20 protein-coding genes and 1 riboswitch are annotated in these 24,851 nt (G+C 72.3%); of the genes, 10 read left to right on the forward strand and 10 right to left on the reverse strand.

Annotation, left to right across the window (positions count from 1 at the left end):
• Positions 1 to 110: 110 nt before the first annotated feature.
• Positions 111 to 213: riboswitch (glycine riboswitch) on the forward strand.
• A gap of 152 nt (positions 214 to 365) precedes the next feature.
• The 4 genes from gcvT to ABZ621_RS08300 all read left to right on the forward strand — a co-directional run bounded on the left by gcvT (position 366) and on the right by ABZ621_RS08300 (position 4,753).
• Positions 366 to 1,481, forward strand: coding sequence for a glycine cleavage system aminomethyltransferase GcvT (gcvT, locus tag ABZ621_RS08285; protein ID WP_360601949.1), 1,116 nt, complete (start codon positions 366 to 368; stop codon positions 1,479 to 1,481).
• Positions 1,482 to 1,558: 77 nt separating this feature from the next.
• Entirely contained in the window at positions 1,559 to 1,936 is a 378-nt protein-coding gene (gene gcvH / locus ABZ621_RS08290) for a glycine cleavage system protein GcvH (protein WP_360601951.1), read from the forward strand.
• Positions 1,937 to 1,960: 24 nt separating this feature from the next.
• A complete protein-coding gene (gene glyA, locus ABZ621_RS08295; RefSeq protein WP_360601953.1) occupies positions 1,961 to 3,229 on the forward strand; it encodes a serine hydroxymethyltransferase in 1,269 nt (422 codons plus the stop codon).
• Positions 3,230 to 3,382: 153 nt separating this feature from the next.
• On the forward strand, positions 3,383 to 4,753 hold the full coding sequence (locus tag ABZ621_RS08300; RefSeq protein ID WP_360601955.1) for an L-serine ammonia-lyase: 1,371 nt from the start codon (positions 3,383 to 3,385) through the stop codon (positions 4,751 to 4,753).
• 63 nt (positions 4,754 to 4,816) lie between these two features.
• Here ABZ621_RS08300 and ABZ621_RS08305 read toward each other — a convergent pair whose 3' ends face one another.
• Both ABZ621_RS08305 and ABZ621_RS08310 read right to left on the reverse strand, forming a co-directional pair.
• A complete protein-coding gene (locus ABZ621_RS08305; RefSeq protein ID WP_360601957.1) occupies positions 4,817 to 6,265 on the reverse strand; it encodes a hypothetical protein in 1,449 nt (482 codons plus the stop codon).
• Positions 6,262 to 7,305: a 5'-methylthioadenosine/S-adenosylhomocysteine nucleosidase gene (locus ABZ621_RS08310; RefSeq protein ID WP_360601959.1), complete on the reverse strand. Its 1,044-nt coding sequence runs from the start codon at positions 7,303 to 7,305 to the stop codon at positions 6,262 to 6,264. The genes ABZ621_RS08305 and ABZ621_RS08310 overlap by 4 nt, the downstream gene beginning before the upstream one ends.
• 59 nt (positions 7,306 to 7,364) lie before the next feature.
• Between ABZ621_RS08310 and ABZ621_RS08315 the strand changes: the two genes are divergently transcribed.
• Complete coding sequence (locus ABZ621_RS08315) at positions 7,365 to 7,985, forward strand: hypothetical protein (RefSeq protein WP_360601961.1); 621 nt, start codon at positions 7,365 to 7,367, stop codon at positions 7,983 to 7,985.
• Between the two features lie 70 nt (positions 7,986 to 8,055).
• Here the strand turns inward: ABZ621_RS08315 and ABZ621_RS08320 are convergent, their stop codons facing one another.
• From ABZ621_RS08320 to ABZ621_RS08330, 3 genes are all read right to left on the reverse strand, one after another.
• Positions 8,056 to 8,295 (reverse strand): hypothetical protein, encoded by a 240-nt coding sequence (locus ABZ621_RS08320; RefSeq protein WP_360601963.1) that lies wholly within the window; start codon positions 8,293 to 8,295, stop codon positions 8,056 to 8,058.
• Between the two features lie 185 nt (positions 8,296 to 8,480).
• On the reverse strand, positions 8,481 to 9,398 hold the full coding sequence (locus ABZ621_RS08325; RefSeq protein ID WP_360601965.1) for a CopD family protein: 918 nt from the start codon (positions 9,396 to 9,398) through the stop codon (positions 8,481 to 8,483).
• An 85-nt stretch (positions 9,399 to 9,483) separates the two neighbouring features.
• Positions 9,484 to 9,699, reverse strand: a complete 216-nt coding sequence (locus tag ABZ621_RS08330; RefSeq protein ID WP_360601967.1) for an EF-hand domain-containing protein — start codon at positions 9,697 to 9,699, stop codon at positions 9,484 to 9,486.
• A 74-nt stretch (positions 9,700 to 9,773) separates the two neighbouring features.
• Between ABZ621_RS08330 and ABZ621_RS08335 the strand changes: the two genes are divergently transcribed.
• Complete coding sequence (locus ABZ621_RS08335; RefSeq protein WP_360601969.1) at positions 9,774 to 10,412, forward strand: GNAT family N-acetyltransferase; 639 nt, start codon at positions 9,774 to 9,776, stop codon at positions 10,410 to 10,412.
• Positions 10,413 to 10,731: 319 nt separating this feature from the next.
• Here ABZ621_RS08335 and ABZ621_RS08340 read toward each other — a convergent pair whose 3' ends face one another.
• The 4 genes from ABZ621_RS08340 to ABZ621_RS08355 all read right to left on the reverse strand — a co-directional run bounded on the left by ABZ621_RS08340 (position 10,732) and on the right by ABZ621_RS08355 (position 14,912).
• Positions 10,732 to 11,244, reverse strand: coding sequence for an ATP-binding protein (locus ABZ621_RS08340; protein WP_360601971.1), 513 nt, complete (start codon positions 11,242 to 11,244; stop codon positions 10,732 to 10,734).
• A 114-nt stretch (positions 11,245 to 11,358) separates the two neighbouring features.
• Positions 11,359 to 12,126: an enoyl-CoA hydratase-related protein gene (locus ABZ621_RS08345; RefSeq protein ID WP_360601973.1), complete on the reverse strand. Its 768-nt coding sequence runs from the start codon at positions 12,124 to 12,126 to the stop codon at positions 11,359 to 11,361.
• A 93-nt stretch (positions 12,127 to 12,219) separates the two neighbouring features.
• A complete protein-coding gene (locus ABZ621_RS08350; protein WP_360601975.1) occupies positions 12,220 to 13,464 on the reverse strand; it encodes an Ig-like domain-containing protein in 1,245 nt (414 codons plus the stop codon).
• Between the two features lie 230 nt (positions 13,465 to 13,694).
• A complete protein-coding gene (locus ABZ621_RS08355; RefSeq protein ID WP_360601977.1) occupies positions 13,695 to 14,912 on the reverse strand; it encodes an Ig-like domain-containing protein in 1,218 nt (405 codons plus the stop codon).
• Positions 14,913 to 15,100: 188 nt separating this feature from the next.
• On the opposite strand from ABZ621_RS08355, the gene glgX reads away from it, so the two are divergent.
• Entirely contained in the window at positions 15,101 to 17,305 is a 2,205-nt protein-coding gene (gene glgX / locus ABZ621_RS08360; RefSeq protein WP_360601979.1) for a glycogen debranching protein GlgX, read from the forward strand.
• A 5-nt stretch (positions 17,306 to 17,310) separates the two neighbouring features.
• Here glgX and ABZ621_RS08365 read toward each other — a convergent pair whose 3' ends face one another.
• Complete coding sequence (locus ABZ621_RS08365; protein WP_360601981.1) at positions 17,311 to 18,555, reverse strand: hypothetical protein; 1,245 nt, start codon at positions 18,553 to 18,555, stop codon at positions 17,311 to 17,313.
• Between the two features lie 149 nt (positions 18,556 to 18,704).
• Between ABZ621_RS08365 and ABZ621_RS08370 the strand changes: the two genes are divergently transcribed.
• The 3 genes from ABZ621_RS08370 to ABZ621_RS08380 all read left to right on the forward strand — a co-directional run bounded on the left by ABZ621_RS08370 (position 18,705) and on the right by ABZ621_RS08380 (position 24,808).
• On the forward strand, positions 18,705 to 20,525 hold the full coding sequence (locus ABZ621_RS08370) for an ABC transporter ATP-binding protein (RefSeq protein ID WP_360601983.1): 1,821 nt from the start codon (positions 18,705 to 18,707) through the stop codon (positions 20,523 to 20,525).
• Positions 20,522 to 22,384, forward strand: coding sequence for an ABC transporter ATP-binding protein (locus ABZ621_RS08375; RefSeq protein ID WP_360601985.1), 1,863 nt, complete (start codon positions 20,522 to 20,524; stop codon positions 22,382 to 22,384). Before ABZ621_RS08370 ends, ABZ621_RS08375 begins: the two co-directional genes overlap by 4 nt.
• A 393-nt stretch (positions 22,385 to 22,777) precedes the next feature.
• Entirely contained in the window at positions 22,778 to 24,808 is a 2,031-nt protein-coding gene (locus tag ABZ621_RS08380) for a M4 family metallopeptidase (protein WP_360601987.1), read from the forward strand.
• Positions 24,809 to 24,851: the final 43 nt, after the last annotated feature.

A 24,851-nucleotide genomic window follows, 5' to 3' on the forward strand; every position in this document is an offset into this window, starting at 1 on the left:
GAAGTGTAAAGAAACGGTAATCCGAGACAAGCGATTTGCGGCGCCGACACCGTATGCGAGGATGTGCGCGCCAGGCGCGCGCAGCGCCCTACAACCGCATACCGGCCGCTCGAATCCGCGCGGGAGAGTTCCGGACCGGCCCCTGGGCCGCCCGGGCGCCGAAGGAGCAAGACCCTCCCTTGAATCTCTCAGGCCCCGTACCGCGTGGATGAGGCAGATCTGAAAAGCGGGACACGCGTCGTGTCCCCACCCAAGGTGCAAGCCGGGGATGCCCCCGGTGAACCTCTCAGGTTCCATGACAGATGGGGAGGAACGTCCTTGCCTGTCATGTTTTCCGCCTTCGGGAACCGGGAGCCACGTCCACCATGAGCACCACCCCCCGTCTGACCGCCCTCGATGCCCTGCATCGTTCGCTGGGCGCGACCATGACCGACTTCGCCGGCTGGGACATGCCGCTGCGGTACGCCAGCGAGCGCGACGAGCACAACGCCGTCCGCACCAGGGCCGGCCTCTTCGACCTCTCCCACATGGGCGAGATCACCGTCACCGGCCCGCAGGCCGTCGACCTGCTCGACTACGCCCTGGTGGGGAACATGTCCACCATCGGCCCCGGCCGCGCGCGCTACACGATGATCTGCCAGGAGGACGGCGGCATCCTCGACGACCTGATCGTCTACCGCCTCGGCGAGACCGAATACATGGTCGTCGCCAACGCCTCCAACGCCCAGATCGTCCTGGACGCCCTGGTCGCCCGCTCCGGCGGCTTCGACGCCGAGGTCCGCGACGACCGCGACGCCTACGCGCTGCTCGCCGTGCAGGGCCCCGAGTCCCCCGGCATCCTGGGGCAGCTCACCGACGCCGACCTGGACGGCCTGAAGTACTACGCCGGCCTCCCCGGCACCGTCGCCGGCGTCCCGGCGCTGATCGCCCGCACCGGCTACACCGGCGAGGACGGCTTCGAGCTCTTCCTGAAGCCGGAGCACGCCGAGGGCGTGTGGAAGGCGCTGACCGAGGCGGGCGCGGGCGTCGGCCTCATCCCGTGCGGCCTGTCCTGCCGCGACACGCTGCGCCTGGAGGCGGGCATGCCGCTGTACGGGCACGAGCTGACCACCTCGCTCACCCCCTTCGACGCCGGTCTGGGCCGGGTCGTGAAGTTCGAGAAGCCGGGCGACTTCGTCGGCCGCAAGGCGCTGGAGGCCGCCGCCGAGCGCGCCGAGACCGCCCCGCCGCGCAAGCTCGTCGGCCTGGTCGCCGAGGGCCGCCGCGTCCCGCGCGCCGGCATGCGGGTGGTCCTCGGCGGCGAGGTCGTCGGCGAGATCACCTCGGGCGCCCCCTCCCCCACGCTCGGCGAGCCGATCGCGATGGCGTACGTCGACGCGGCGCACGCGGCCCCCGGCACCGAGGGTGTAGGGGTGGACATCCGCGGCACGCACGAGCCGTACAAGGTCGTGGCGCTGCCGTTCTACAAGCGCCAGAAGTGACGCGGTCGTCCCGGATCCCGTCTCACCCCGCAAGACCCCCGTACATCCGCACTCCCCCGGTACAGGAGAATCAGGACATGAGCAACCCCCAGCAGCTTCGCTACAGCAAGGAGCACGAGTGGCTGTCGGCCGTCGAGGACGGCGTCGCCACGATCGGCATCACGGAGCACGCGGCCAACGCCCTCGGTGACATCGTGTTCGTCCAGCTCCCCGAGGTCGGCTCCACCGTGACCGCGACCGAGGAGTGCGGCGAGCTGGAGTCGACCAAGTCCGTGAGCGAGCTGTACTCCCCGGTGACCGGTGAGGTCGTCGAGGCGAACCAGGACGTCGTGGACGACCCGTCGCTGGTGAACTCCGCTCCGTTCGAGGGCGGCTGGCTGTTCAAGGTGCGCCTCACGGCCGAGCAGGACGACCTGCTCTCCGCCGACGAGTACACCGCCTTCACCGCAGGCTGACCGAGACCCCCTAGGGATCGCTTCATGTCGCTTCTGAACACTCCCCTCCACGAGCTGGACCCGGACGTCGCCGCCGCCGTCGACGCCGAGCTCCGCCGCCAGCAGTCCACCCTCGAGATGATCGCCTCGGAGAACTTCGCTCCGGTCGCGGTCATGGAGGCCCAGGGCTCCGTCCTCACCAACAAGTACGCCGAGGGCTACCCGGGCCGCCGCTACTACGGCGGTTGCGAGCACGTCGACGTGGCCGAGCAGATCGCGATCGACCGGATCAAGGACCTGTTCGGCGCCGAGTACGCCAACGTGCAGCCGCACTCCGGCGCCTCCGCCAACCAGGCCGCGCTCTTCGCGATCGCCCAGCCGGGCGACACGATCCTGGGTCTCGACCTGGCGCACGGCGGCCACCTCACCCACGGCATGCGCCTGAACTTCTCGGGCAAGCAGTTCAACGTGGTCGCGTACCACGTGGACGAGGCCGGCCTGGTCGACATGGCCGAGGTCGAGCGCCTCGCCAAGGAGCACCGCCCGAAGGTGATCATCGCCGGCTGGTCGGCGTACCCGCGTCAGCTGGACTTCGCGGAGTTCCGCCGGATCGCCGACGAGGTCGAGGCGTACCTGTGGGTCGACATGGCCCACTTCGCGGGCCTGGTCGCGGCCGGTCTGCACCCGAACCCGGTCGAGTACGCGGACGTGGTGACCTCCACCACGCACAAGACGCTCGGCGGCCCGCGCGGCGGCATCATCCTGGCGAAGAAGGAGTTCGCGAAGAAGCTGAACTCCTCCGTCTTCCCGGGCTTCCAGGGCGGTCCCCTGGAGCACGTGATCGCGGCCAAGGCCGTCTCCTTCAAGGTCGCGGCCTCGGAGGAGTTCAAGGAGCGCCAGCAGCGCACCCTGGACGGCGCCCGGATCCTGGCCGAGCGCCTGGTCCAGGACGACGTCACGGCGCACGGCGTCTCGGTCCTCTCCGGCGGCACGGACGTGCACCTGGTCCTGGTGGACCTGCGCGACTCCGAGCTCGACGGCCAGCAGGCCGAGGACCGGCTCCACGAGGTCGGCATCACGGTCAACCGGAACGCCGTTCCGAACGACCCGCGCCCGCCGATGGTCACCTCCGGTCTGCGCATCGGCACGCCGGCCCTCGCCACCCGCGGCTTCCAGGCCGAGGACTTCCGCGAGGTCGCCGACGTCATCGCCGAGACGCTGAAGCCCGGCTTCGACGGCGAGAAGGCCGAGGCGCTGAAGGCCCGCGTGACCGCGCTGGCCGACAAGCACCCGCTGTACCCCGGCCTGAAGTAATTTCGTACGCTTTTATTGGTACGAAAGCTCCGGGGCACCGCGCACACTGGACAGTGAGCGTGGTGCCCCGCCCCATGTCTCCACCCCGCCTTCCGCGCTTTTCTGCTCCACCCCGGCAGACAACGGCGTCTAGCCCCCACAAGGAGTCCTCCCGTGGCCATCTCGGTCTTCGACCTGTTCTCGATCGGCATCGGCCCGTCCAGCTCCCACACGGTGGGCCCGATGCGCGCGGCCCGGATGTTCGCCCGCCGCCTGAAGAACGAGGGCCTGCTCGCCCACACGGCGCAGGTCCGGGCCGAGCTGTACGGCTCGCTGGGCGCCACCGGCCACGGCCACGGCACCCCGAAGGCGGTCCTCCTGGGCCTGGAGGGCAACTCGCCCCGCACGGTCGACGTGGAGCACGCCGACGAGGAGTTCGAGCGGATCAAGGCGAGCGGGCGGATCAACCTGCTCGGCGCCCACGAGATCCCGTTCTCCTTCGACGACGACCTGATCCTGCACCGCCGCAAGGCGCTGCCGTACCACGCCAACGGCATGACGGTCTTCGCGTACGACGCCGAGGGCGGGCTCGTCCTGGAGAAGACGTACTACTCGGTCGGCGGCGGCTTCGTCGTCGACGAGGACGCGGTGGCGGGCGAGAACCCGATCATCCCCGACGACACCGTCCTGAAGTACCCCTTCCGCACCGGTGACGAGCTGCTCCGCCTCACCAAGGAGACCGGCCTGTCGATCTCCTCCCTGATGCTGGAGAACGAGAAGGCCTGGCGCACCGAGGACGAGATCCGGGCCGGCCTCCTGGAGATCTGGCGGGTCATGCAGGCCTGCGTCTCGCGCGGCATGGCCCGCGAGGGCATCCTCCCCGGCGGCCTGAAGGTCCGCCGCCGCGCCTCGACCCTGGCCCGCAAGCTGCGCTCCGAGGGCGACCCGGCCATGCACGCGATGGAGTGGATCACCCTCTACGCGATGGCGGTGAACGAGGAGAACGCGGCGGGCGGCCGGGTGGTCACCGCCCCGACGAACGGCGCGGCCGGCATCATCCCGGCGGTCCTGCACTACTACATGAACTTCGTCCCGGGTGCCGACGAGGACGGCATCGTCCGCTTCCTCCTCGCGGCCGGCGCGGTCGGCATGCTCTTCAAGGAGAACGCCTCGATCTCCGGCGCCGAGGTCGGCTGCCAGGGCGAGGTCGGCTCGGCCTGCTCGATGGCGGCCGGCGCCCTCGCCGAGGTCCTCGGCGGCTCCCCGGAGCAGGTGGAGAACGCGGCCGAGATCGGCATGGAGCACAACCTGGGCCTCACCTGCGACCCGGTCGGCGGCCTGGTCCAGATCCCCTGCATCGAGCGCAACGGCATGGCGGCGGTCAAGGCCGTCACGGCGGCGAAGATGTCGATGCGCGGCGACGGCAGCCACCTGGTCTCCCTCGACAAGGTCATCAAGACCATGAAGGAGACCGGCGCCGACATGAGCGTCAAGTACAAGGAGACCGCGCGCGGCGGTCTCGCGGTGAACATCATCGAGTGCTGACGCCGGAGGCGGCGGGACGGGGCGGCCGGGACCACCGGCCGCCCCGTCCGCTCTCCGGGCGGATCACGCCTGGCCCTCCCGGAGCCGGTAGAGGATCGAGGCGAGGTCGATGTCCGGCACCGCGCGGGCCGCGGTGTCCGCCCGGCCGGGCAGGATCGCCAGCTGATCGCTGAAGCGGTCGCCGAACTCACGGTCGAGGCCGACTCCCACGAAACCCCGCCGGATCTTCTTCTCCAGCGCCCTCTCGGAGTCCTTCGGCAGCATCACCAGGGCCGCCTGGGAGCTCAGCGCGCTGCCGTGCACCCGCTGCCAGTGGTCCGCCACCATGCGCCTGCACTCCTCGATGCTCCTCTGGCTGAGCATGGTGTTCACCCGCATCGAGGCGTTGGAGAGGCTTCCCGCCAGATCGAAGAAGTTGTTGATCGTGTAGCGGCTCCGGCGCCACATGTAGGCGCGGTAGGGAACGGTCTGCGGGAGGTAGCCGGGCGTCACGTTGAACCAGATCTCGTCGTAGCTCCGGTTCCCCTCGTCGTCGAACTCGGTGTCGAGTTCCTCGATCCACAGGCCGGACGTCCAGCCGTAGGTCTCCCCCTCCATGATCAGGATGCGGGTGTACGTCTCGTCGAGGCCCTCGGTGGCGTAGTCGAGGAGGGCGCCGATCGCGCCGATGGTCAGGGCGTGCCGGCTCCGCATGTAGCGGAGGAGGAGGTTGGCGTGTTCGAGCAGTTCGCTCTGGTCCGCGTTCGGGAACTGCTCCACGTACCTCCGCTGGCGGGCGATCCCGACGACCTCCTCGGGCGAGGTCCCCGGGGGCACCTCGCTCACGTAGTCGATCCCGGTGTCCGTGGGCCTCAGCAGCAGGCTCCACGGGTTGGGGAAGGTCCTGAAGTGCTTCAGCAGGTCCGGGGCGGTGTCCGTGAAGTGCTGGGTGCAGGTGGTGCAGAAGCAGGTCGCCTCGACCCTGCCGAGCTCGCCGCTCATGCCCCACAGGTCCGTGACGTCGATGGCGACTCCCTGGAGGCCGAGGCCGGCCGTCTTGGAGGACACGCGCCGCACGATGTCGATCCCGGTGCCGAGGATCGCCCCGAGGACCTCGGAGGAACGGGGGTTGGCGAGGCACAGCTGGGGGGAGCTCGCGCCGCTGATGTCCCGGAGCTGCAGCCCCTCGCCGGGGATGTAGCCCATGGTGGGGCAGAGGGTCAGGATGATGTTCTTCCCCAGCCCGAGGAAGACCTTGACGACGTCCTCGAAGGCCCGGAGGTTCTGGGTGGGCTGGGCGTAGCTGGACATCGGGACACCGCGCAGCCCCTCGACCTCGTACAGGAAGCCGTCGGCCTCCGCCACGGGAAGCGCCACCGCCTTGGGCTCCACGCCCCAGGTCGCCTGGAACTCGGCGATGAGCGCGGTCGGGGACTTGTAGCGGAGCACGGACAGGCTGGGGATGTCGAGGACCCCTTCACCCGCCTCCTGCGAGACGCGGGAGATGCTGAACGTGCGGTCCGACTGCGTCATTGCGTCTTCCTCTTCCTGACGAGGGCCTGCATGCCGTGCGGTGAGACTTCGACGCGGCCGCTCGGACTCACGCTCAGTAATCGACGTTCGACGAGCGACCGCAGAACCTCCTGCCTCCGTTCCTCCTGCAGACGGGGAAGGGCCTGGGTGACGGCCCGGACGACGGCGGCCGGCTCCAGTCGGCCGTCGGGCGCGTGCCCGGCCTGCTTGGCCACCGCTTCCAGGGCCTCGTAGTGGTCGTCGGAGAGGCTCCACCCTTCGAGGCCGGGGAAGAGCTGCGACGGTGGGGAGGGCGGCGGCTCCGGCGGCGCCGGGGAGCCGGGGGCCGGTTCGAGCAGGGCGACGATCCGGGCCAGGGCGCCGGCGGCCCGGCCGGCCGCCCGCTCGTGCGATCCCTCCGCGTCCACGAGGGACTTGTTCCGGTCGGCCTTGTCGCTGATGCCCCGGACGACCAGGGCGTCCAGCCCGCCCGTGAGGTGCGCGGCCTCCACCAGGCCGGCGCCCTCCATCTCCAGGGCGGCCGCGTCGTTGTAGTGGGACCGGAGCAGGGCCGCGACTTCGGAGAGCTCGTCGGCCATCACGACGTCTCCCGAGGCGATCGGTTTGAAGTGCACGCCCGGGCTGCCGCGCAGAGCGGCCCGGGCGGCCTGCTCCAGGCGGTGGGAGGCCGACCACGCCTGCGGCCGGACCTGGAAGCCCCCCTGCGCGTACTTGCCCCCGTGGATGGCGTACACCTTGGTCGCCACGACGACGTCGCCGAGGGCGATGTCGTCCTTGAGCCCGCCGGCCACACCCACGAAGAAGACGGCCCGGGGACTCAGCCACTGGACAAGCCGTTCGGTGAGCACGGCCGTCACCCCGGCGCCCACCCCGGTCTCGACCAGTGCGACGCGCCATCGGGTGCCGGACAGGAGCCCGCGTTCCACACGGGTGCCGCTCGGATGGGAGAGGTCCTCGGTATCGGTGACCAGAGCTCTGACGGCTTGATACTCGACAGGCAGCGCGGTCAGAACCACGGCAAGCGGCAGTGCGTCCACCATGGACGTAGTGTAAGTCCAACTCTGGGCCAGAATAACCGTGTTGAAGGGGTGGGATGAGAATGAGCACCGACCGTCCGTCCGGCTCGGGAGAGACCCGGACCGTGGTGGACCTCATGCTGGCGGAGTACCAGGCGATCAAGGAGGAGCAGCGGGCCCGGATCGGTTTCCGCGACAACCTGCTCTACGTGACCCTGGCCGCCGTCACCGCCGTCATCGCCGCCGCCGCACAGACGCGGTCGGCGACCCTGCTGCTGGCCCTGCCCCCGGTGTGCGTGGTGCTCGGGTGGACCTACGTGGTCAACGACGAGAAGATCTCGGCCATAGGCGGCTACGTCCGCTCCACCCTGCGCCCCGCTCTGGCCGCCCGCGTGGACGGGGGGTCCGGCGCTCCGGAACTCTTCGGCTGGGAGACGGCGCACCGCTCGGACGCCCGCCGGACGTCACGGAAGAAGCTCCAGTGCCTGGTGGACGTCGCCACCTTCTGTCTCGTGCCGCTCGGCGGACTGGCGTTCTTCTGGAGCAAGGAGGGGAACGGCGGAGCGCTGCTGGCGCTGTCCTGGGCCGAGGCCGCGACGGTCCTCGGCCTGGCCGTCCAGATCCTGCTGTACGCGGGGTTCCTCGGCTCCTCCGGGCCACGCCCCGCGGCGGCGCCCCTCGGGGAGGGGCGGGAGGCCTCCTGAGCGGCCCCGCACCGCTTCCACGCCGAGACGGCCGGTCCCGCCCCCACGGGACCGGCCGTCTCGCGTTCGGTCAGTAGCGGACCCAGAGGACGATGACGTCCGGGCGGGTGGAGGTGAAGGGCTCGCAGAGGAAGATCGGCCCCCAGATCGTGTAGCCGGCCTGGCCGGCGGCCTGGCACTCGGCGTACGAGGAGTGGTGGCTGCGCGGGTAGAAGCCCGGGCCGGCAGCCTCGGCCGAGCCGGCCGTGCCGAGGGCGAGGGCTCCCGCGGTGGCCGCGGTGGCGAGCGCGGCTGCGACGCGACGGTACATGGCATGTCCTCCTGAAATGAACGATGCGATGTGGTGCGTGTGGGTCTCGTGCGGTTCCTGACGGCTGCGCAGCCGGGACGAAACGTATCGGCGCACCCCCTACAGGGCAATAGGTCTAGGCCAATCCCGGCGCGGATGTCCGGAAACCCCGGGAACGGCCGGATTCCGCCGCCGGGGCCCGGCCCTCAGAACCGCTGCCAGTGCGGGTCCGGGACCACCGTGAGGAGCGCCGAGAGGGCCACGATCACGGCGAGGACGGCGAGTTCCACGCGGGCCGGGGGGCTCGCGTCGGCGCCGGAGCGCAGCCGGGAGCGGGCCGCCAGGGCCAGCAGGCTGGCACCGCCGAAGAGGGCGAGCTTCACCAGCAGGACCCTGCCGTACGCGGTGGTGAGCGCGGCCTCCAGGGGGAGGCGGCGGAGGGTGGAGACGGTGCCGGTGACGGCCAGGGCCGCGTAGACGCACGCCGCCATCCGGGCGTACCGCAGGAGCACCGCGCGGCCGCCCTCGCCGCGCGGCCGCAGGACCCGCAGGACGTACAGCAGGGTCCCGGTCCAGAGCGAGGCGGCGGTGAGGTGGACGACGGTGAGTCCGGTGCCGACGCCGAAGCCGGCGGTCTCGGGGTGGGCGCGCAGCGCCTCGGCGACGATCGCGGCGGCGAGCGGGAGGGCGGCGAGGCCGGGGCGCCGGGAGGCGGCGCAGACGGCGGCGAGGAGACAGGCGTTGGCGGTGACGAGCAGCAGCCTGCCCTCGCGGAGCCCGTAGACGACGGGGAGGCTGAGGCCGCTGACGGCGGCGAGGAGCAGCAGGAGGCCGGTGGCGGCGGCCGCGGCGAGCAGGGCGCCGGGGACGGAGAGGGGGCGCGGCAGGGGGCCCTCGCCCGCGATCCGGCGGCCGGCGAGTTCGCCCACGGTGACGGCGAGGCCGGTCAGGAGCAGGAGCCGGAGCAGGGTGGTGGTGTGGGCCGCGGGTATCCGCAGTTCACCGGTGCCCGTCCGGGCGAGACCGGCGCCGAGGACGGCGACGGCGAGGGCGCCGAGGACGGCGGCGACGAGGGCCACCGCGCCACGACGGCGGGGGGTGCCGAAGGGTCCGGGAAGCGTCACCGGACGATCGTCACCGAGCCCGGGACGGGCGGCAACTCAGGGTGAACGCCGCCCGGTCCCGGTCCCCGGGCCGGTCAGACCGGGGTCAGGCCTTGCTGAGGTGGGCCCAGAACTCGTCCCACGACAGCCGGCCGTCGCCGTTGTCGTCGCGCTGCTTGATGAGGGCCGCGGCCACCGTCTCGGTGACGTTGAAGTCGCCCAGCTGGGCCATGACGCTCTTGTACTCCGCGGCGGTGATGAAGCCGTCCCCGTCCACGTCGTACCGGTTGAATGCCGTCCGTGCCGACTCGATGTCCGCCACTGCTTCCGCCCCTTCTCGGTGCTGTTCTGACGGGGGTCAGATTAGCTGGCCGTGCGGTGTCCGATGATGGCGGTATGAGCACTGACGTGACACGGATCCTGGAGGCGGCGGCGCGCGGGGAGTTCCCCGCGATGGACGGGAGCACGACGGTGGTCCCGCCGCCGGACGGGAGGGACGCCGGGGTGCTGGCCTTCACGGCCCATTCGGTGGTCTTCGCGGACGTCGATCCGGAGTGGGTGCGGGCGGAGCTGGCCGCGACCGGGAGCGATCCGCTGGCGGCGAGCATGAACCCCGGCTTCCTGGTGCGACTGATGGCCAGGACCGGCCGGCGGATGAACACCATCGACCTGCTGACGGTCGCGGACGCCCTGACGGGCCCGCCGCCGGTGACGCTGCGGGAGATCGACGACCCGGACCATCCACGGGTGGCGCGGGCGCTGAAGTACCGGGACGACGTACGGGTGTGGGCGGCGGACGGCGGCGTGCTGGTCCTGGGGCGCGGGGTCGCCGGGCGCATGGAGGCGGCGATCGAGGTGGACGAGACGGTGCGCCACCTGGGCCTGGGCCGGGCGCTGGCGACGGCGGCGCGGCATCTGACGCCGGACGCCGTGGTGTGGGCGCAGCAGTCGCCGGGCAACGCGCGGAGCGTGCGGACCTTCCAGGCGGCGGGGTACCGGCCGGTGGCCTCGGAGGCGCTTCTCACCGCCTCCTAGGACGGGCCCGGCCGTCCACTATGTGGATGATCGAGGGAAACAATCGATGAACCGCATAGTCATTCATGGTTTGCAAGGCGAGTGCCGCATGTCACCAACGATTCACAGTTAAAACGTATCGCTATGTCCGGATTGATAACGATGTGGGCGTTTGGCGGTGTGGCCTGCCGTCTGTCATAGTCGGTGACACGACCCCCATTGACCCGGGCCAGGTCGCCTCTGCGGCCGTGGATACACCCCCCCGTCCACGGCGCATCACACGGAAGCCCCCAAGCAGCCCCACCACGGCGCACGGGGGCTTCCGTGCGTCCGGGGCCGGTCAGCGGTCGGTGACCCGCATCTCGAACCAGGTGGTCTTGCCGCGCGGCCCGAGGTCCGCGCCCCAGCGGTCGGAGAGCTTGTCGACGAGGAAGAGGCCCCGGCCGCTGACGTCGAGCTCGGCCACCGGCATCAGACAGGGCAGCCCGCGCGAGGGGTCGCGCACCTCGATCCGGATCCGGCCGGGGCGGCGCTGGGCGCGCAGCACGAAGACCCGGGCGCCGGTGTGCCGGACCGCGTTGCCGACGAGTTCGGAGACGAGCAGGACGGCGTGCTCGGCGAGGTTCGGACCGAGCCCCCACTGCCGGAGCACCACGTACTGGGTCATCCGGCGGGCGATCCTCGCCGACTCCGGGAGCGACGGCAGCCGCACGTCGATCTCCGCCGGATTGCCGTACCGGTCCATCGCCGCGAGGGCCTCTTCGTCCTCCAGGGTCGGTGTCCACCGGGCGGCGGGCACGCCGCCCTGCCGTGGTTGTTCCCTGCTCTCCAGGCCCGCCATGCCCTCCATCATGGCCGCAGGAGACGGCCCGCGGGGGCCGTTCCGGTGGAATGGCCCCCGCGGGACGGCGTGTCGCCGTGACGGTCCGTCGGCTGACGGCCCGTCCGGCGTGCGGCGGGCGGGAGGTCAGGCGAACTTCGCCTTGCCCGGGCCCTCTTCGACGAAGCTGCGCATGCCGGTCTCGCGGTCGGCGGTGGCGAACAGCGCGGAGAACCAGGTCCGTTCGAGGGCCAGGCCGGTGTCGATGTCGGCCTCCAGACCCTGGTCGATCGCCTCCTTGGCGGCGCGCAGCGCCACCGCCGGGCCCTGGGCCAGCTTCGCGGCCCAGGCGTGCGCCTGCTCGTACACCTCGGCGGCCGGCACGACCCGGTCGACCAGGCCGAGCGCGAGCGCCTCGTCGGCCTTCACCATCCGGCCGGTGAAGATGAGGTCCTTGGCCTTGGAGGGGCCGACGAGCCGGGACAGCCGCTGGGTGCCGCCGGCGCCGGGGATCAGGCCGAGCAGGATCTCGGGCTGGCCGAGCTTGGCGTTGTCGCCGGCGATCCGGTAGTCGGCGCAGAGCGCGAGCTCGCAGCCGCCGCCGAGGGCGTAGCCGGTGATCGCGGCGACGACCGGTTTGGGGATGCGGGCGACGGCGGTGAAGGAGTCCTGGAGGGCGCGCGACCGCTCGACCATGGCCACGTGGTCCATGACCTGCATCTCCTTGATGTCCGCGCCGGCCGCGAAGACCTTCTCGCCGCCGTAGAGGACCACGGCCCGCACGTCGTCGCGGTCGGTGGCCTCCTGGGCCAGCTCGCGCAGCCGGTCCTGGGTGGCGATGTCCAGCGCGTTCATCGGCGGGCGGTCGAGGCGGATCGTGCCGACGCCGTCGGCGACTTCGAGGTTCACAGTCATGGGGTGAAGGTTAGTGGCCGTTAACGGAGACGGGCCCGGTGCCGTTGCTCACAGAGCGGACGGCACCGGGCCCGTACCCGGATCGGGAGGGACCTACTCGGTCCACTCCGCCCAGGACATGTTCCAGCCGTTCAGGCCGTTGTCCGGCTTGATCTGCTTGTCCTTGGAGTTCTTCACGACGACGACGTCGCCGATGATCGAGCGGTCGAAGAACCACGCGGCCGGGGTGGAGCTGTCGCCCGCGCCCCGGGTGTCCGAGAGGCCGACGCAGCCGTGGCTGACGTTCTGGGAGCCGAAGGTGGACTTCGGGGCCCAGTAGTTGCCGTGCACGAAGGTGCCGGAGGTGGACAGGCGCATGGCGTGCGGCACGTCCTTGATGTCGTACTCGCCGCCGAAGCCCACCGTGGCCCCGTTCATGCGGGTCACCTTGAACTTCTCGCTGATGACCATCTGGCCGTTGTACGTGGTCGTGGACGGGGCGCCCGCGGTGATCGGGAGGGTCTTGATGATCTTCCCGTCGCGCTCGACCTTCATCGTCTTGGCGCTCGCGTCGACCGTGGAGACCTGGCGGCGGCCGATGGTGAAGGAGTACGTCTTCTTCTGCTTGCCGTAGACGCCCGGGCGGCCCTCGACGCCGTCCAGGTTCAGCTCGACGGTGACCTTCGTCCCCGCCTTCCAGTACTGCTCGGGGCGGAAGTCGAGGCGGTCGTTGCCGAACCAGTGGCCCTCGATCTCGACGGCCGGCTCGGCCGTCACCTTGATCGCCTTCTCCACGGCCTCCGGGTCGGTGATGCCCCGGGTGAAGCGGAGGGAGACCGGCATGCCGACGCCGACGGTCGTACCGGCCTCCGGCGTGTAGTTGCCGATGAAGGTGTTCTTCGGGGTCAGCGTGGTGAAGGTGGTGTCCTTGGCGGACTCCCGGCCGTCGGCGTCCTTCGCGATCGCGTGGACCTTGTACTGGGTCCCGGCCGCCAGATGGGCCAGCGGCTCCCAGCTGGCGCCGTCCGCGGAGATCTTGCCCTCGACCGCGTCGCCCTTGGAGTCGGCGACGGTCACGGTGGTCAGCTTGCCCTGCTCGGCGGTGACCTTGAGGGCCCCGCTGGTGGCGACCGCTTCGGCGCCGTCCTTCGGCAGGACGGTGACGACCGCCTGCGAGGCGGCGTTGTCGGGGGCGGCGCTCCCCTGGCCGGTGCCCTTGCCGCCCGCGCCCGCGCCGGACTCGGCCGGCTCCCCGCCGCCGCAGGCGGTGAGGACCACCATCAGCGCCCCCGCGGCCAGCGCTCCGAGACGGACGCCCCGCCGCCGTGCCGGCGTCCCCGATATCGGCTGCCCGTTCACTATGGTCTTCTCCCCTCGCACGACCCGGCCGCCGGCCGGGCCCCACCCCCTGTACGCACGTCCCGCGCACGGCGCTAGATAATCACACCGGAAGACACGAAAGTTCCACGTACATGTCACCGTTCAGTCCCAGTTGGGACGAGGCCGGAGGCGAGCGGGGAGCGGCTCGCGTCCGGCCCCCGGACCGGGGCGGGGACGGGGCGGGGACCGGGGTACGGACCGGGGCCGGGTCAGCGGAGCGCGGAGCCCTTCTTCCAGCCCTCCCAGTCCATGTTCCAGCCGCCCAGGCCGTTGTCCGGAGCGACCTTCCGGTCCCGGGAGTTGACCACCTCGACGACGTCCCCGACCAGGCTCCGGTCGAAGAACCAGCCGGCCGGGGTCTCCGCGCCGCCGCCCTTCACGTCCCGCAGCCCCACGCAGCCGTGGCTGACGTTGGCCGAGCCGAAGGTGGACTCGTCCGCCCAGTAGTTGCCGTGGATGAAGGTGCCCGACTCGGTGAGCCGCATGGCGTGCGGCACGTCCTTGATGTCGTACTCGCCGCCGAAGCCGACCGTGGCGCCGTTCATCCGGGTCACGTCGTACAGCTCGGTCACCACCATCTTCCCGTTGTACGTGGTGGTCTTCGGCGCGCCCGCGGTGATCGGCAGCGTGGCGAGCAGCCGCCCGTCCCGCCGGACCTCCATGGTGTGGGCGGCGGCGTCGACCAGGGACACCTGGGAGCGGCCGACCGTGAAACCGACCGTCTTGCGCTGGATGCCGTAGACGCCGGGGGCGCCCTCGACGTCCCGCAGGCCGAGCTCGACCGTGACCTTCGTGCCGGCCGCCCAGTACGCGGCCGGGCGGAAGTCGAGCCGCTCCTTGCCGAACCAGTGGCCCACGACCTCCACCGGCGGGTCCGCGGTGACCCGGATGGCCCGCTCCACCTCGGCCCGGTTCTCGATCGGCCGGTTGAAGCCGAAGGAAACGATCATGCCGGCGCCGACCGTGGAACGGTTCTCCGGAGTGAAGTAGCCGATGAAGCGGCTCTCCGGCACCACCGTGGTGAAGGTGGTGTGCCGGGCCGAGCGGCGCCCGTGGGCGTCGAGCGCCACCGCGTCCACGCTGTACTTCGCGGCGAGCGCGAGCCGGGTGCCGTCGGCGGGGCGCCAGCGCAGCCCGTCGGCCGCGATCGCCCCGGGCACGGCGGCCCGCCGGCCGTCCGCCACCTGGGTCACGCTCACCCGTTCGAGCCGCCCGCTGTCCACCCGCACCTCCAGGGGACCGTCCGCGGGGACCGCCCGGCTGCCGTCCTCCGGGCTGACCCGGATCACGTCGCCGGGGGCCCGCGCCTTCCCCGGGAGGTCCAGGCCGAGGCCCCCTCCCCCGTCCGATCCGGTGCAGCCGGCGAGGCCCACGAGGAGCCCCGCCACCGCGAGGAGTTGCCCGGCCCGTTCCCATACACGTGTCACGCGTGGCCCAACGACGACCCCCCTCCAGGGGAAACGTCCGGACGGGCCATGTTGGGGGGACGGCGCTGCGGGCAGAACAGGGAGTACGACCGGGAGTACACGAGGGTGCGGGAGGACGCGCGGGGCCGGGGCCGGGACGCCCCCGCCCCGGCACGCGGGCCCCGCCGGAGCCGCGGGAGGCCAGGGCGGTGTCGAGCGCAGCCGAACAGCAGGCGGTACCGGAGCATGCCCCGGGACGGGCCTCGCCCCCGGTGTGGCCGGGGACGCCCACCCCGCTCGGGGCCCGCTGCCGGACAGGTCCGGACGGGACCCGGGGCACCAACTTCGCGCTCTGGGCGGGCGGAGCGGAGGCCGTGGAACTCTGCCTCTTCGCACCCGACGGCACCGAGACCCGGCTGCCGCTGACCGAGCTGACCCACGAGATCTGGCACGGCTTCGTGCCGGGCGTCGGCCCCGGACAGCGGTACGGATACCGGGTGCACGGCCGCTGGGACCCGTGGACCGGCGCCCGCTGGAACCCGGCGAAGCTGCTCCTCGACCCGTACGCCCGGGCCGTCGACGGCGACTTCGCGGCGCTGCCCCCGGAGGCGTACGGACACGTCCGGGACTGGCCGCAGCAGCACGTCGCCGACACCGTCCGCGACGAGCGGGACTCCGCCCCGCACGTGCCCAAGGGGGTCGTCGTACGGGACGACGACGACTGGTCCGACGACCGCAGGCCCAAGACGCCCTGGCAGGACTCCGTCATCTACGAGCTGCACGTCAAGGGCTTCACCGCCCGGCACCCCGGCATCCCGGAGCGCCTGCGCGGCACCTACGCGGGGCTCGCCCACCCGGCCGCGATCGACCACCTCGTCCGCCTCGGGGTCACGGCCGTCGAACTGCTGCCGGTGCACCAGTTCGCCCACGAGGACCACCTGCTGCGGCGCGGCCTCACCAACTACTGGGGCTACAACTCGATCGGCTACTTCGCCCCGCACGCCGGCTACTCCTCGTCCGGCACCACCGGGCAGCAGGTCGGCGAGTTCAAGCGGATGGTGCGGGCGCTGCACGCGGCGGGCATCGAGGTGATCCTCGACGTCGTCTACAACCACACGGCGGAGGCGGGCGAGCTCGGCCCCACGCTGTCGCTGAAGGGCATCGACAACCGCGGCTACTACCGGCTCCAGTCGGACGCGCGCCGGTACGCCGACTACACCGGCTGCGGCAACACGCTCCACGTCGTCCAGCCGCAGGTGCTGCGGCTCATCACCGACTCCCTGCGGTACTGGGTCACCGAGATGGGCGTCGACGGCTTCCGCTTCGACCTGGCGGCGGCGCTCGCCCGCTCGATGCACGACGTCGACATGCTCTCCCCCTTCCTCGCCGTCATCGCCCAGGACCCGGTGCTCCGCCGGGTCAAGCTCATCGCCGAACCGTGGGACGTCGGCAACGGCGGCTACCAGGTCGGCGCCTTCCCACCGCTGTGGACCGAGTGGAACGACCGCTACCGGGACGCCGTACGGGACTTCTGGCGCGGCGCGCTGCCCGACGTCCGTGACCTCGGCTACCGGCTCTCCGGCTCCAGCGACCTGTACGCCTGGGGCGGCCGCCGCCCCTACGCCTCCGTCAACTTCGTCACCGCCCACGACGGCTTCACGCTCCGCGACCTCGTCACGTACGAGCGCAAGCACAACGAGGCCAACGGCGAGGGGAACCGCGACGGCACCCACGACAACCGCTCCTGGAACTGCGGCACGGAGGGCGAGACCGACGACCCGGCGGTGAACGCCCTCCGGCTCCGCCAGCTCCGCAACCTGCTCACCACCCTGCTGCTCTCCACCGGGGTGCCGATGCTCGTCGCGGGCGACGAGATGGGCCGCACCCAGGGCGGCAACAACAACGCGTACTGCCAGGACAACGAGACCGGCTGGCTCGACTGGTCCCTGCCCGAGGACCCCGGCCGCGCCCAGCTCCTCGCCCTCACCCGCCGGCTCCTCGCCCTCCGCCACCGCCACCCGGTGCTGCGCCGCCGCGCCTTCTTCTCCGGCCGGCCGCAGGGCGCCGACGGGCTGCGGGACCTCGCGTGGTTCGGCCCCGACGGCACGGAGATGACCGAACGGGACTGGTACGCGCCCTCGGCGACGCTCGCCCTCTACCTGTCGGGCCGCGACATACCGGGCCGCGACGAGCGGGGCGAGCAGGTCCTCGACGACAGCTTCCTCGCCGTCCTCCACGCGGGCCCCCGCCCCCTGGACTTCCGCCTCCCCGGCCCGCCCTGGGCCCAGACCTACGAACGCGTCCTCGACACGTCCCTGGACGACCAGACCGCGCCCCCGGGCACGCTCCACCCCGGCGGGGCGGCGCTCACGGTGGGGGCGCGGTCGGTGGTGCTGCTGCGGGTGGCGGGGTGAGGGCGTCAGCGGAGCTTCACGTAGCAGGTGAAGTCGCCGCGGGCGTGGGCGTCGGGCCCGGTGAACGCGAAGGTGAGCTTCTCGTCGCCGGTCGACCAGAACGTGTCGGCGGGCCGGGCCCCGGCCGTCCAGGCGGCCGGGGCCGCACGGAAGTCGCCGCGGCACCGCTCGCCGGCGAGCCGGTCGGCAAGACCCTCGGGGTCGGCGTTCCGGACCGTCTCGTCGATCCGCTGCTGTCCGAAGACCCGGAGGTCGGCGCCGCCGCCGCAGGGGACGACACGGACGAGACCGGGGTGGCCGAGGCCGGTGTCGGTGGAGGCGCAGGCGCCCGGCTTCACCTTCGCGATCGCCGTGAGCACGGTCCTCGCGGTCTCGGACCGCTCGGTGGCGGGGACGAGAGCGGTGACCGGGGCGCCGTGGCCGGTGAGGGCGAACTCGACGCGGAGGCCGGTCAGGCCGGGCAGCACCCCCTTGGCGTGCTGCTCCGCGAGCAGCTTCCCGTAGTCCGCCTCGGCGCGGACGAGCCGGCCCCGGCGGTCGAGGTCGACGACGACGGTCTGGGTGGGGGCCAGCCCCTGCACGCGTCCGTCGACGGCGGGCGGCAGGGCGCTCTGCGCCTGCAGCCCGTCGACCTGCGTGCGGTAGCGGCGCCCGCCGCCCGGCAGCGGCTCGTCGTCGAGGGCGAAGGAGACCTTCAGCACCTCGGCGAGGGTGTTCCCCCACGGGGCCGCGTCGCCCGCGTAGCCGAGGAGACCGCCGACGCCGTCGGCGAACTCCTTGGGGTCGGAGGCGGCGTACCGCAGCCAGGTGCCCCCCTTCGGGCGGTACGCGATCTCGTTCCCCTCGACGGCGTACTCCTGCCGTTCGGTCAGGCCGGGCGTGAGACCGAGGTCGTCCGCGATGTCCTCCGGGAAGCCGGCCGGCACCCGGCTCACCCGCTCCGCGCGGGCGGCGTCCTTCCGCCAGTCAAGAACTCCGGTGGTCCTTTCGACGGCGCTTCCCCCGGCCGCGGTGTAGGTGACGGTCGTGGTGAACCGGGCCGTCCCACTGTCCGCCAGCGCGTCCCCCGCCGCGGAGGGCTGCTTGTGCCGCGGCATGTCGTAGACGGGCAGCCGGGACGGGGAAGCGGCCGGGCTCGCGGTCTCGCCCGACCGGGCCGCCGGCCGCTCCGCGCCGCTCTCGCAGCCGGCGACGGCGAGCAGCAACGGCAGCGCGACGACGGCCGCGCGGAATCTCTGCCGGGTTCTCATGGTGTTCTCCCCACCCCTGGTACGTGCACAGGGCAGGGATCCTACGGAGGGGGTGCGGGGAGCCGGTCCCGGGGAGTCGGTCGCGGTCGGCGGCTCCTGGCCGAAAATCGGGTGAGTCGTGTCAGTGGGGACTCGTAGGGTCGGGGCTGATGTCCGAGAAACCTGCCACCCCCGAAGACCGCCCCGAAGACCGCCCCGAGGACCGCCCCGCCGACCGATCGGCGGTGCGGGTGCTGTTGCGGCTCTGGCCGTACGTCCGGCCCGTGCGCGGGCGGTTCTTCGGCGCCGCCGCCGTCGCGATCGTCGCCTCCTGTCTGTCGCTCGTCATCCCGCTGGTCCTGAAGTGGCTGGTGGACGGGCCGGTCGCGGACCGGGACCCGGGCGGGGTGTGGCTGGGGGCGCTGTACCTGCTGCTGCTCGGCTTCGCCGAGGCCGGGCTCTTCGGGCTGCGGCGGTGGCTGGTGGCCCGGCCGCTGTCCTCGGTGGAGGCGCGGATGCGGGAGGACCTGTACGGCAGGCTCCAGCGGCTGCCGATCGCCTTCCACGACCGGTGGGCGTCCGGGCAGCTGCTCTCGCGCGGGACGACGGACCTGATGCTGGTCCGGATGTTCCTGGCCTTCCCGCTGACCTTCCTGGTGGTCAACGGGGTGACCCTGCTGGCCGGCTGTGCCCTGCTGCTCGCTCAGGACTGGTCGCTCGGCCTGGTGCTCCTGACGCCCGTGGTGCCGGTGGTGGCCCTCTGCTCGTTCTTCGAGAGCCGGTACGCGGTCGTCGCGCGCCGCGCCCAGGACCAGGTCGGCGATCTGACGACGGTCGTCGAGGAGAGCGTCCTCGGCATCCGGATCGTCAAGGGCTTCGGCCGGCACCGCAGCCAGGCGGAGTCCTTCCGCCGGCTCGCCCGGCTGCTGCGCTCCACCGAGCTGGCCAAGGCGCGGCTGCTCGCGCTGATCTGGGCGCTCATCACGATCCTTCCGGAGCTGGCGATCGGGGCGACGCTGGTCCTCGGCACGGTCCAGGTCGCGGACGGGGACCTGTCGGCGGGCACGCTCGTCGCCTTCCTGTCGACGGCGCTCGCGCTGCGCTGGCCGGTGGAGTCGATCGGCTTCCTCCTCGCGATGAGCCAGGAGGCGGCGACGGCCACCGAGCGGTACTTCGAGGTGATGGACGCGGAGGTCGAGCCGGACACGGCGGCGGCGGGCGGCGGGCCCGGCGGGAAGGGCCCGGACGGTGTGCGCTTCGAGGGGGTGTCGTTCCGGTACCCGGACGCCCCGGAGGGGGCGCCGCCGGTCCTGGACGGCATCGACCTGCACATCCGGCCCGGGGAGACGCTCGCCCTGGTCGGCGCCACGGGTTCCGGCAAGACCACGCTCACCGCGCTCGTCCCCCGGCTGCACGAGGCGACCGGCGGGCGGATCCTGCTCGACGGCGAGGACATCGCCCTGATGGACCGGGAGCGGCTGCGGTCGCTGGTGTCGGTGGCCTTCGAGGAGCCGACGCTGTTCTCGGCGAGCGTCGGGGAGAACGTGCTGATGGGCGCCGGGCAGGAGGCCGGCGGGCCGGAGCTGCGGCGCGCCCTGGGCGTCGCGCAGGCCGAGGGCTTCGTGGACCGGCTGCCGGAGGGCACCGGGACGCAGGTCGGCGAGCAGGGGCTGAGCCTCTCGGGCGGGCAGCGGCAGCGGCTCGCGCTCGCCCGGGCGGTGGTCGGCCGGCCGCGCTTCCTGGTCCTGGACGATCCGCTGTCGGCGCTCGACGTGCACACGGAGGCGCGGGTGGAGGCGGCCCTGCGCGAGGTGCTGAAGGAGACGACGGCGCTGGTCGTGGCGCACCGGCCGTCGACGGTGATGCTGGCCGACCGGGTGGCGCTGCTCTCGGGCGGGCGGATCGCGGCGGTCGGCACCCATCAGGAACTGCTGCGCGGCAGCGGCGAGTACGCCTGGCTGATGGCGGGCGAAGGGGACGGGGAACGATGACGGAGACGACGCTCCCGCGGGCGGAGGACGAGAAGGAGCGGGACGGCGGGTCCGGCGCCGGCCCGGGTGATCCGTTCGACCGGGACGATCTGCCGGCGCCGCGCGGGGCGACCGGGGCGCTGCTGCGCTCTCTGCTCGCCGGGCACCGGTTCCGGGTGGCGGTGGCGGCGCTGACGCTGCTGGTGAAGGAGGCGGCGGTCCAGGCGGGTCCGCTGCTCGTGGCGTACGCGATCGACCGGGGCGTGCCGGCCTTCCGGGCCGGGGACCACGGGCCGCTGATCGCGGTGGCGGTGGGCTATCTGCTGTGCGCGGTGGGCGCGGGGGCGCTCCAGTACGTCTTCGTGCGGGGCGCGGCGCGGATCAACCAGGACGTGCTGCTCGATCTGCGGGGGCGGATCTTCCGGCACGCGCAGGTGCTGAGCGTGGACTTCCACGAGCGGTACACCTCGGGGCGGCTGATCTCGCGGTCGACGACGGACGTGGAGTCGCTGCGGGAGCTGCTGTCGGAGGGGCTGCAGGAGCTGGTGGGGGTGGTGCTGTCGTTCGTGTCGATCTCGCTGGTGCTGCTCTGGCTGGACCTGGGGATCGGGGCGGTGGCGGTGGCCTCGTTCGGGCCGCTGTACCTGCTGGTGCGGATGTACCGGCGGCGGGCGGGCGCGGTGTACGCGGAGCGGTCGACGGCGATCGCCGGGGTGATCGTGAAGTTCGCGGAGACGATGAACGGCATCCGGCCGGTGCGGGCCTTCCGCCGGGAGGGGGTGAACGACGCGGAGTTCGCGGGGCTGAACCACCGGCACGAGCGGAGCAACGGGGACGCGCTCCTGGAGATGGCCCGCTATGTGGTGGGCTCGCGCGTGGTGGCGAACACGGCGGTGGCCGGAATGTGCCTGTGGGGCGCCTACCGGGTGGCGGAGGGTTCGCTGGAGCTCGGTGTGCTGGCGGCGGCGGTGCTGTACGTGCGGCGGCTCTACGACCCGATCGACCGGCTCGGGATGTTCCTCAACTCGTACGAGTCGGCGGCCGCTTCGCTGACGAAGATCGCGGGGCTGCTCGCGCAGGAGCCGGGCGTGCCGGAGGCGGCGGCGCCGCGGGAGCTGCCGGAGCGGGCGGGGGCGGCGCCGGGCCGGGAGGTCGTCTTCGACGGGGTGCGGTTCGCCTACCGGACGGGCGGTGAGGTGCTGCCCCGCTTCTCGTTGCGGATCCCGGCGGGGCAGACGGTGGCGGTGGTCGGCGCGACCGGCGCGGGCAAGTCGACGCTGGCGAAGCTGCTCGCCCGCTTCTACGACCCGACGGAGGGCCGGGTGCTGCTCGACGGCGTGGACCTGCGGGAGCTGTCGACGCCCGAACTGCGGCGCGGGGTGGTGATGGTGACACAGGAGGCGTTCCTCTTCTCGGGTACGGTCGCGGAGAACATCGCGATCGGACGCCCGGACGCGACCCGGGAGGAGATCGAGCGGGCGGCGAAGGCGATCGGCGCGCACGAGTTCATCGCCGGGCTGCCGGACGGCTACGACACCGACGTACGGAAGCGGGGCGGCCGGATCTCGGCCGGTCAGCGCCAGTTGGTGGCCTTCGCGCGGGCGCTCCTGGCGGATCCGGCGGTGCTCATCCTGGACGAGGCGACGAGCTCGCTGGACGTGCCGGGCGAGCGGGCGGTGCAGCACGCGATGGACACGGTCCTGGCGGGCCGCACGGCAGTGGTCATCGCCCACCGTCTCTCCACGGTCGAGGTCGCGGACCGGGTCCTGGTGATGGAGGCGGGCCGCGTGGTCGAGGACGGCGCCCCGGCGGACCTGGTCGGCGGCGAGGGCCGCTACGCGGGCCTCCACCGCGCCTGGCGCGACTCGCTGGCGGGCTGACGCCCGGCCGAGGAGCGGAAGACGGGATTCGGGCCGCCGGGTTTCGGCCATCGCTTCGGCAAAGGGGGCCGGCGTCCGAGGGGCGGGACGGACGCCGGATCCGGCGGGTCCGGATGGGGAGCCGTAAAGGGATTCCCGCACGGAGAACGGGGGACGGCCGGGCGTTCATGATCGATGAAACGTCCGGTTAACGAACACGACCGTGCGCGCAGCGGACGACTTCCGGCCAAGTTGTTGACGCGGTCCTGACAGGTACCGGCGGTAGCTGTCACTCTCTCCCAGGTTCCTCGCAACCGCGTTCGTCGCATCACCCGTTCGTGTGTCACCGCTCTGCTTGCACCACCCGGCCCGCCCACCCAGCGGACCGGTACCCCCCTCGCAAAAGGAGTCCGCGTGAGATCCACGCCCAGCCGTCGTGCCACCGCGACCGGCGCGCTCGTCGCAGCCGCCGCCATGATCGCCGTCGGCGTCCAGGCCGGCAGCGCCTCCGCCGACAACCTCGGCACGGCCGCCGCCCCCGCGTCGGCACTCGGGAAGGTCAACCCGGGCAAGCTCCCCGCCGACCTCTCCCCCGCCCAGCGCACCGCGCTGATCAAGGCCGCCGACGCCGACAAGGCCGAGACGGCCAAGGAGCTGGGCCTCGGCGGCCAGGAGGCGCTCGTCGTCCGCGACGTGGTCCAGGACCGCGACGGCACCACCCACACGCGCTACGAGCGCACCTACGCGGGCCTCCCGGTCCTCGGCGGCGACCTGATCGTGGCCGAGTCCAAGGCCGGCGCCACCACCGGCGTCTCCAAGTCCTCCCGCGCGGAGCTGAAGAACGTCGACCTCGCGGCCACCGTCGCCCCCGCCGCCGCGGAGAAGCAGGCCGTCGGCCTGGCCGCCGCCGAGGGCTCGAAGGCCACCAAGAGCGAGCGCGCCCCGCGCAAGGTCGTCTGGATGGGCCAGAGCGGCGCCCCGGTCCTCGCGTACGAGACCGTCGTCGGCGGCCTCCAGCACGACGGCACGCCGAACGAGCTGCACGTCGTCACCGACGCCAAGTCCGGCGCCAAGCTGTACGAGTGGCAGGCCGTGCACACCGGCACCGGCAACACCCAGTACAGCGGCCAGGTCACGCTCGGCACCGCGCCGTCGTACACGCTGACCGACACCGGCCGCGGCAACCACAAGACGTACAACCTCAACCGCGGCACCTCCGGCACCGGGACGCTCTTCTCCGGCTCGGACGACGTCTGGGGCGACGGCACGCCGTCCAACCTGGAGACGGCCGGCGCCGACGCCCACTACGGCGCCGCGCTCACCTGGGACTACTACAAGAACGTGCACGGCCGCTCCGGCATCCGCGGTGACGGCGTCGGCGCGTACTCCCGGGTCCACTACGGCAACGCCTACGTCAACGCCTTCTGGCAGGACTCCTGCTTCTGCATGACGTACGGCGACGGCGCGAGCAACGCCAAGCCGCTGACCTCCATCGACGTGGCCGCCCACGAGATGACCCATGGCCTGACCTCGGTCACCGCCAAGCTGGTCTACAGCGGCGAGTCCGGCGGCCTCAACGAGGCGACCTCCGACATCTTCGCGGCGGCCGTCGAGTTCTACGCCAACAACGCCAACGACAAGGGCGACTACCTCGTCGGCGAGAAGATCGACATCCGCGGCAACGGCACCCCGCTCCGCTACATGGACAAGCCCAGCAAGGACGGCTCGTCCAAGGACGCGTGGTACTCGGGCATCGGCTCGATCGACGTCCACTACTCCTCGGGCCCGGCGAACCACTTCTTCTACCTGCTCTCCGAGGGCAGCGGCGTCAAGACCGTCAACGGCGTGACCTACGACTCGCCGACCTCCGACGGCCTGCCGGTCACCGGCATCGGGATCGACAAGGCCCGGATGATCTGGTTCAAGGCCCTCACCACCAAGTGGACCTCGTCCACCAACTACGCGGGCGCCCGCACCGGCACGGTCGCGGCCGCCGAGGAACTCTACGGCGCCGGCAGCCCCGAGGCCCTCGCCGTCCAGCACGCCTGGGCCGCCGTCAACGTCGGCACCCGCCCGGGCACCACGCCGCCCACCGGCACGGTCTTCGAGAACACCGCCGACGTCTCCATCCCGGACTCCCCCGGCGCCGCGGTCACCTCGACGGTCAACGTCACCGGCCGCACGGGCAACGCGCCCAGCAACCTCGCCGTCGGCGTGGACATCGTCCACACCTACATCGGTGACCTCGTCGTCGACCTCGTCGCCCCCGACGGCTCGGTCTACAACCTGCACAACCGCTCCGGCGGCAGTGCGGACAACATCGCCCAGACCTACACCGTGAACGCCTCCTCCGAGGTCGCCAACGGTGCCTGGAAGCTCCGCGTCCAGGACAAGGCCGGGGCCGACACCGGCTACATCAACAGCTTCAAGCTGACCTTCCCGTAAGGGAAGCCGGTACGACGGACGCCCGGAGGGATCCCATCCCTCC

The organism is Streptomyces sp. NPDC007863, from assembly GCF_040633895.1.
Classification (GTDB): Bacteria; Actinomycetota; Actinomycetes; order Streptomycetales; family Streptomycetaceae; genus Streptomyces.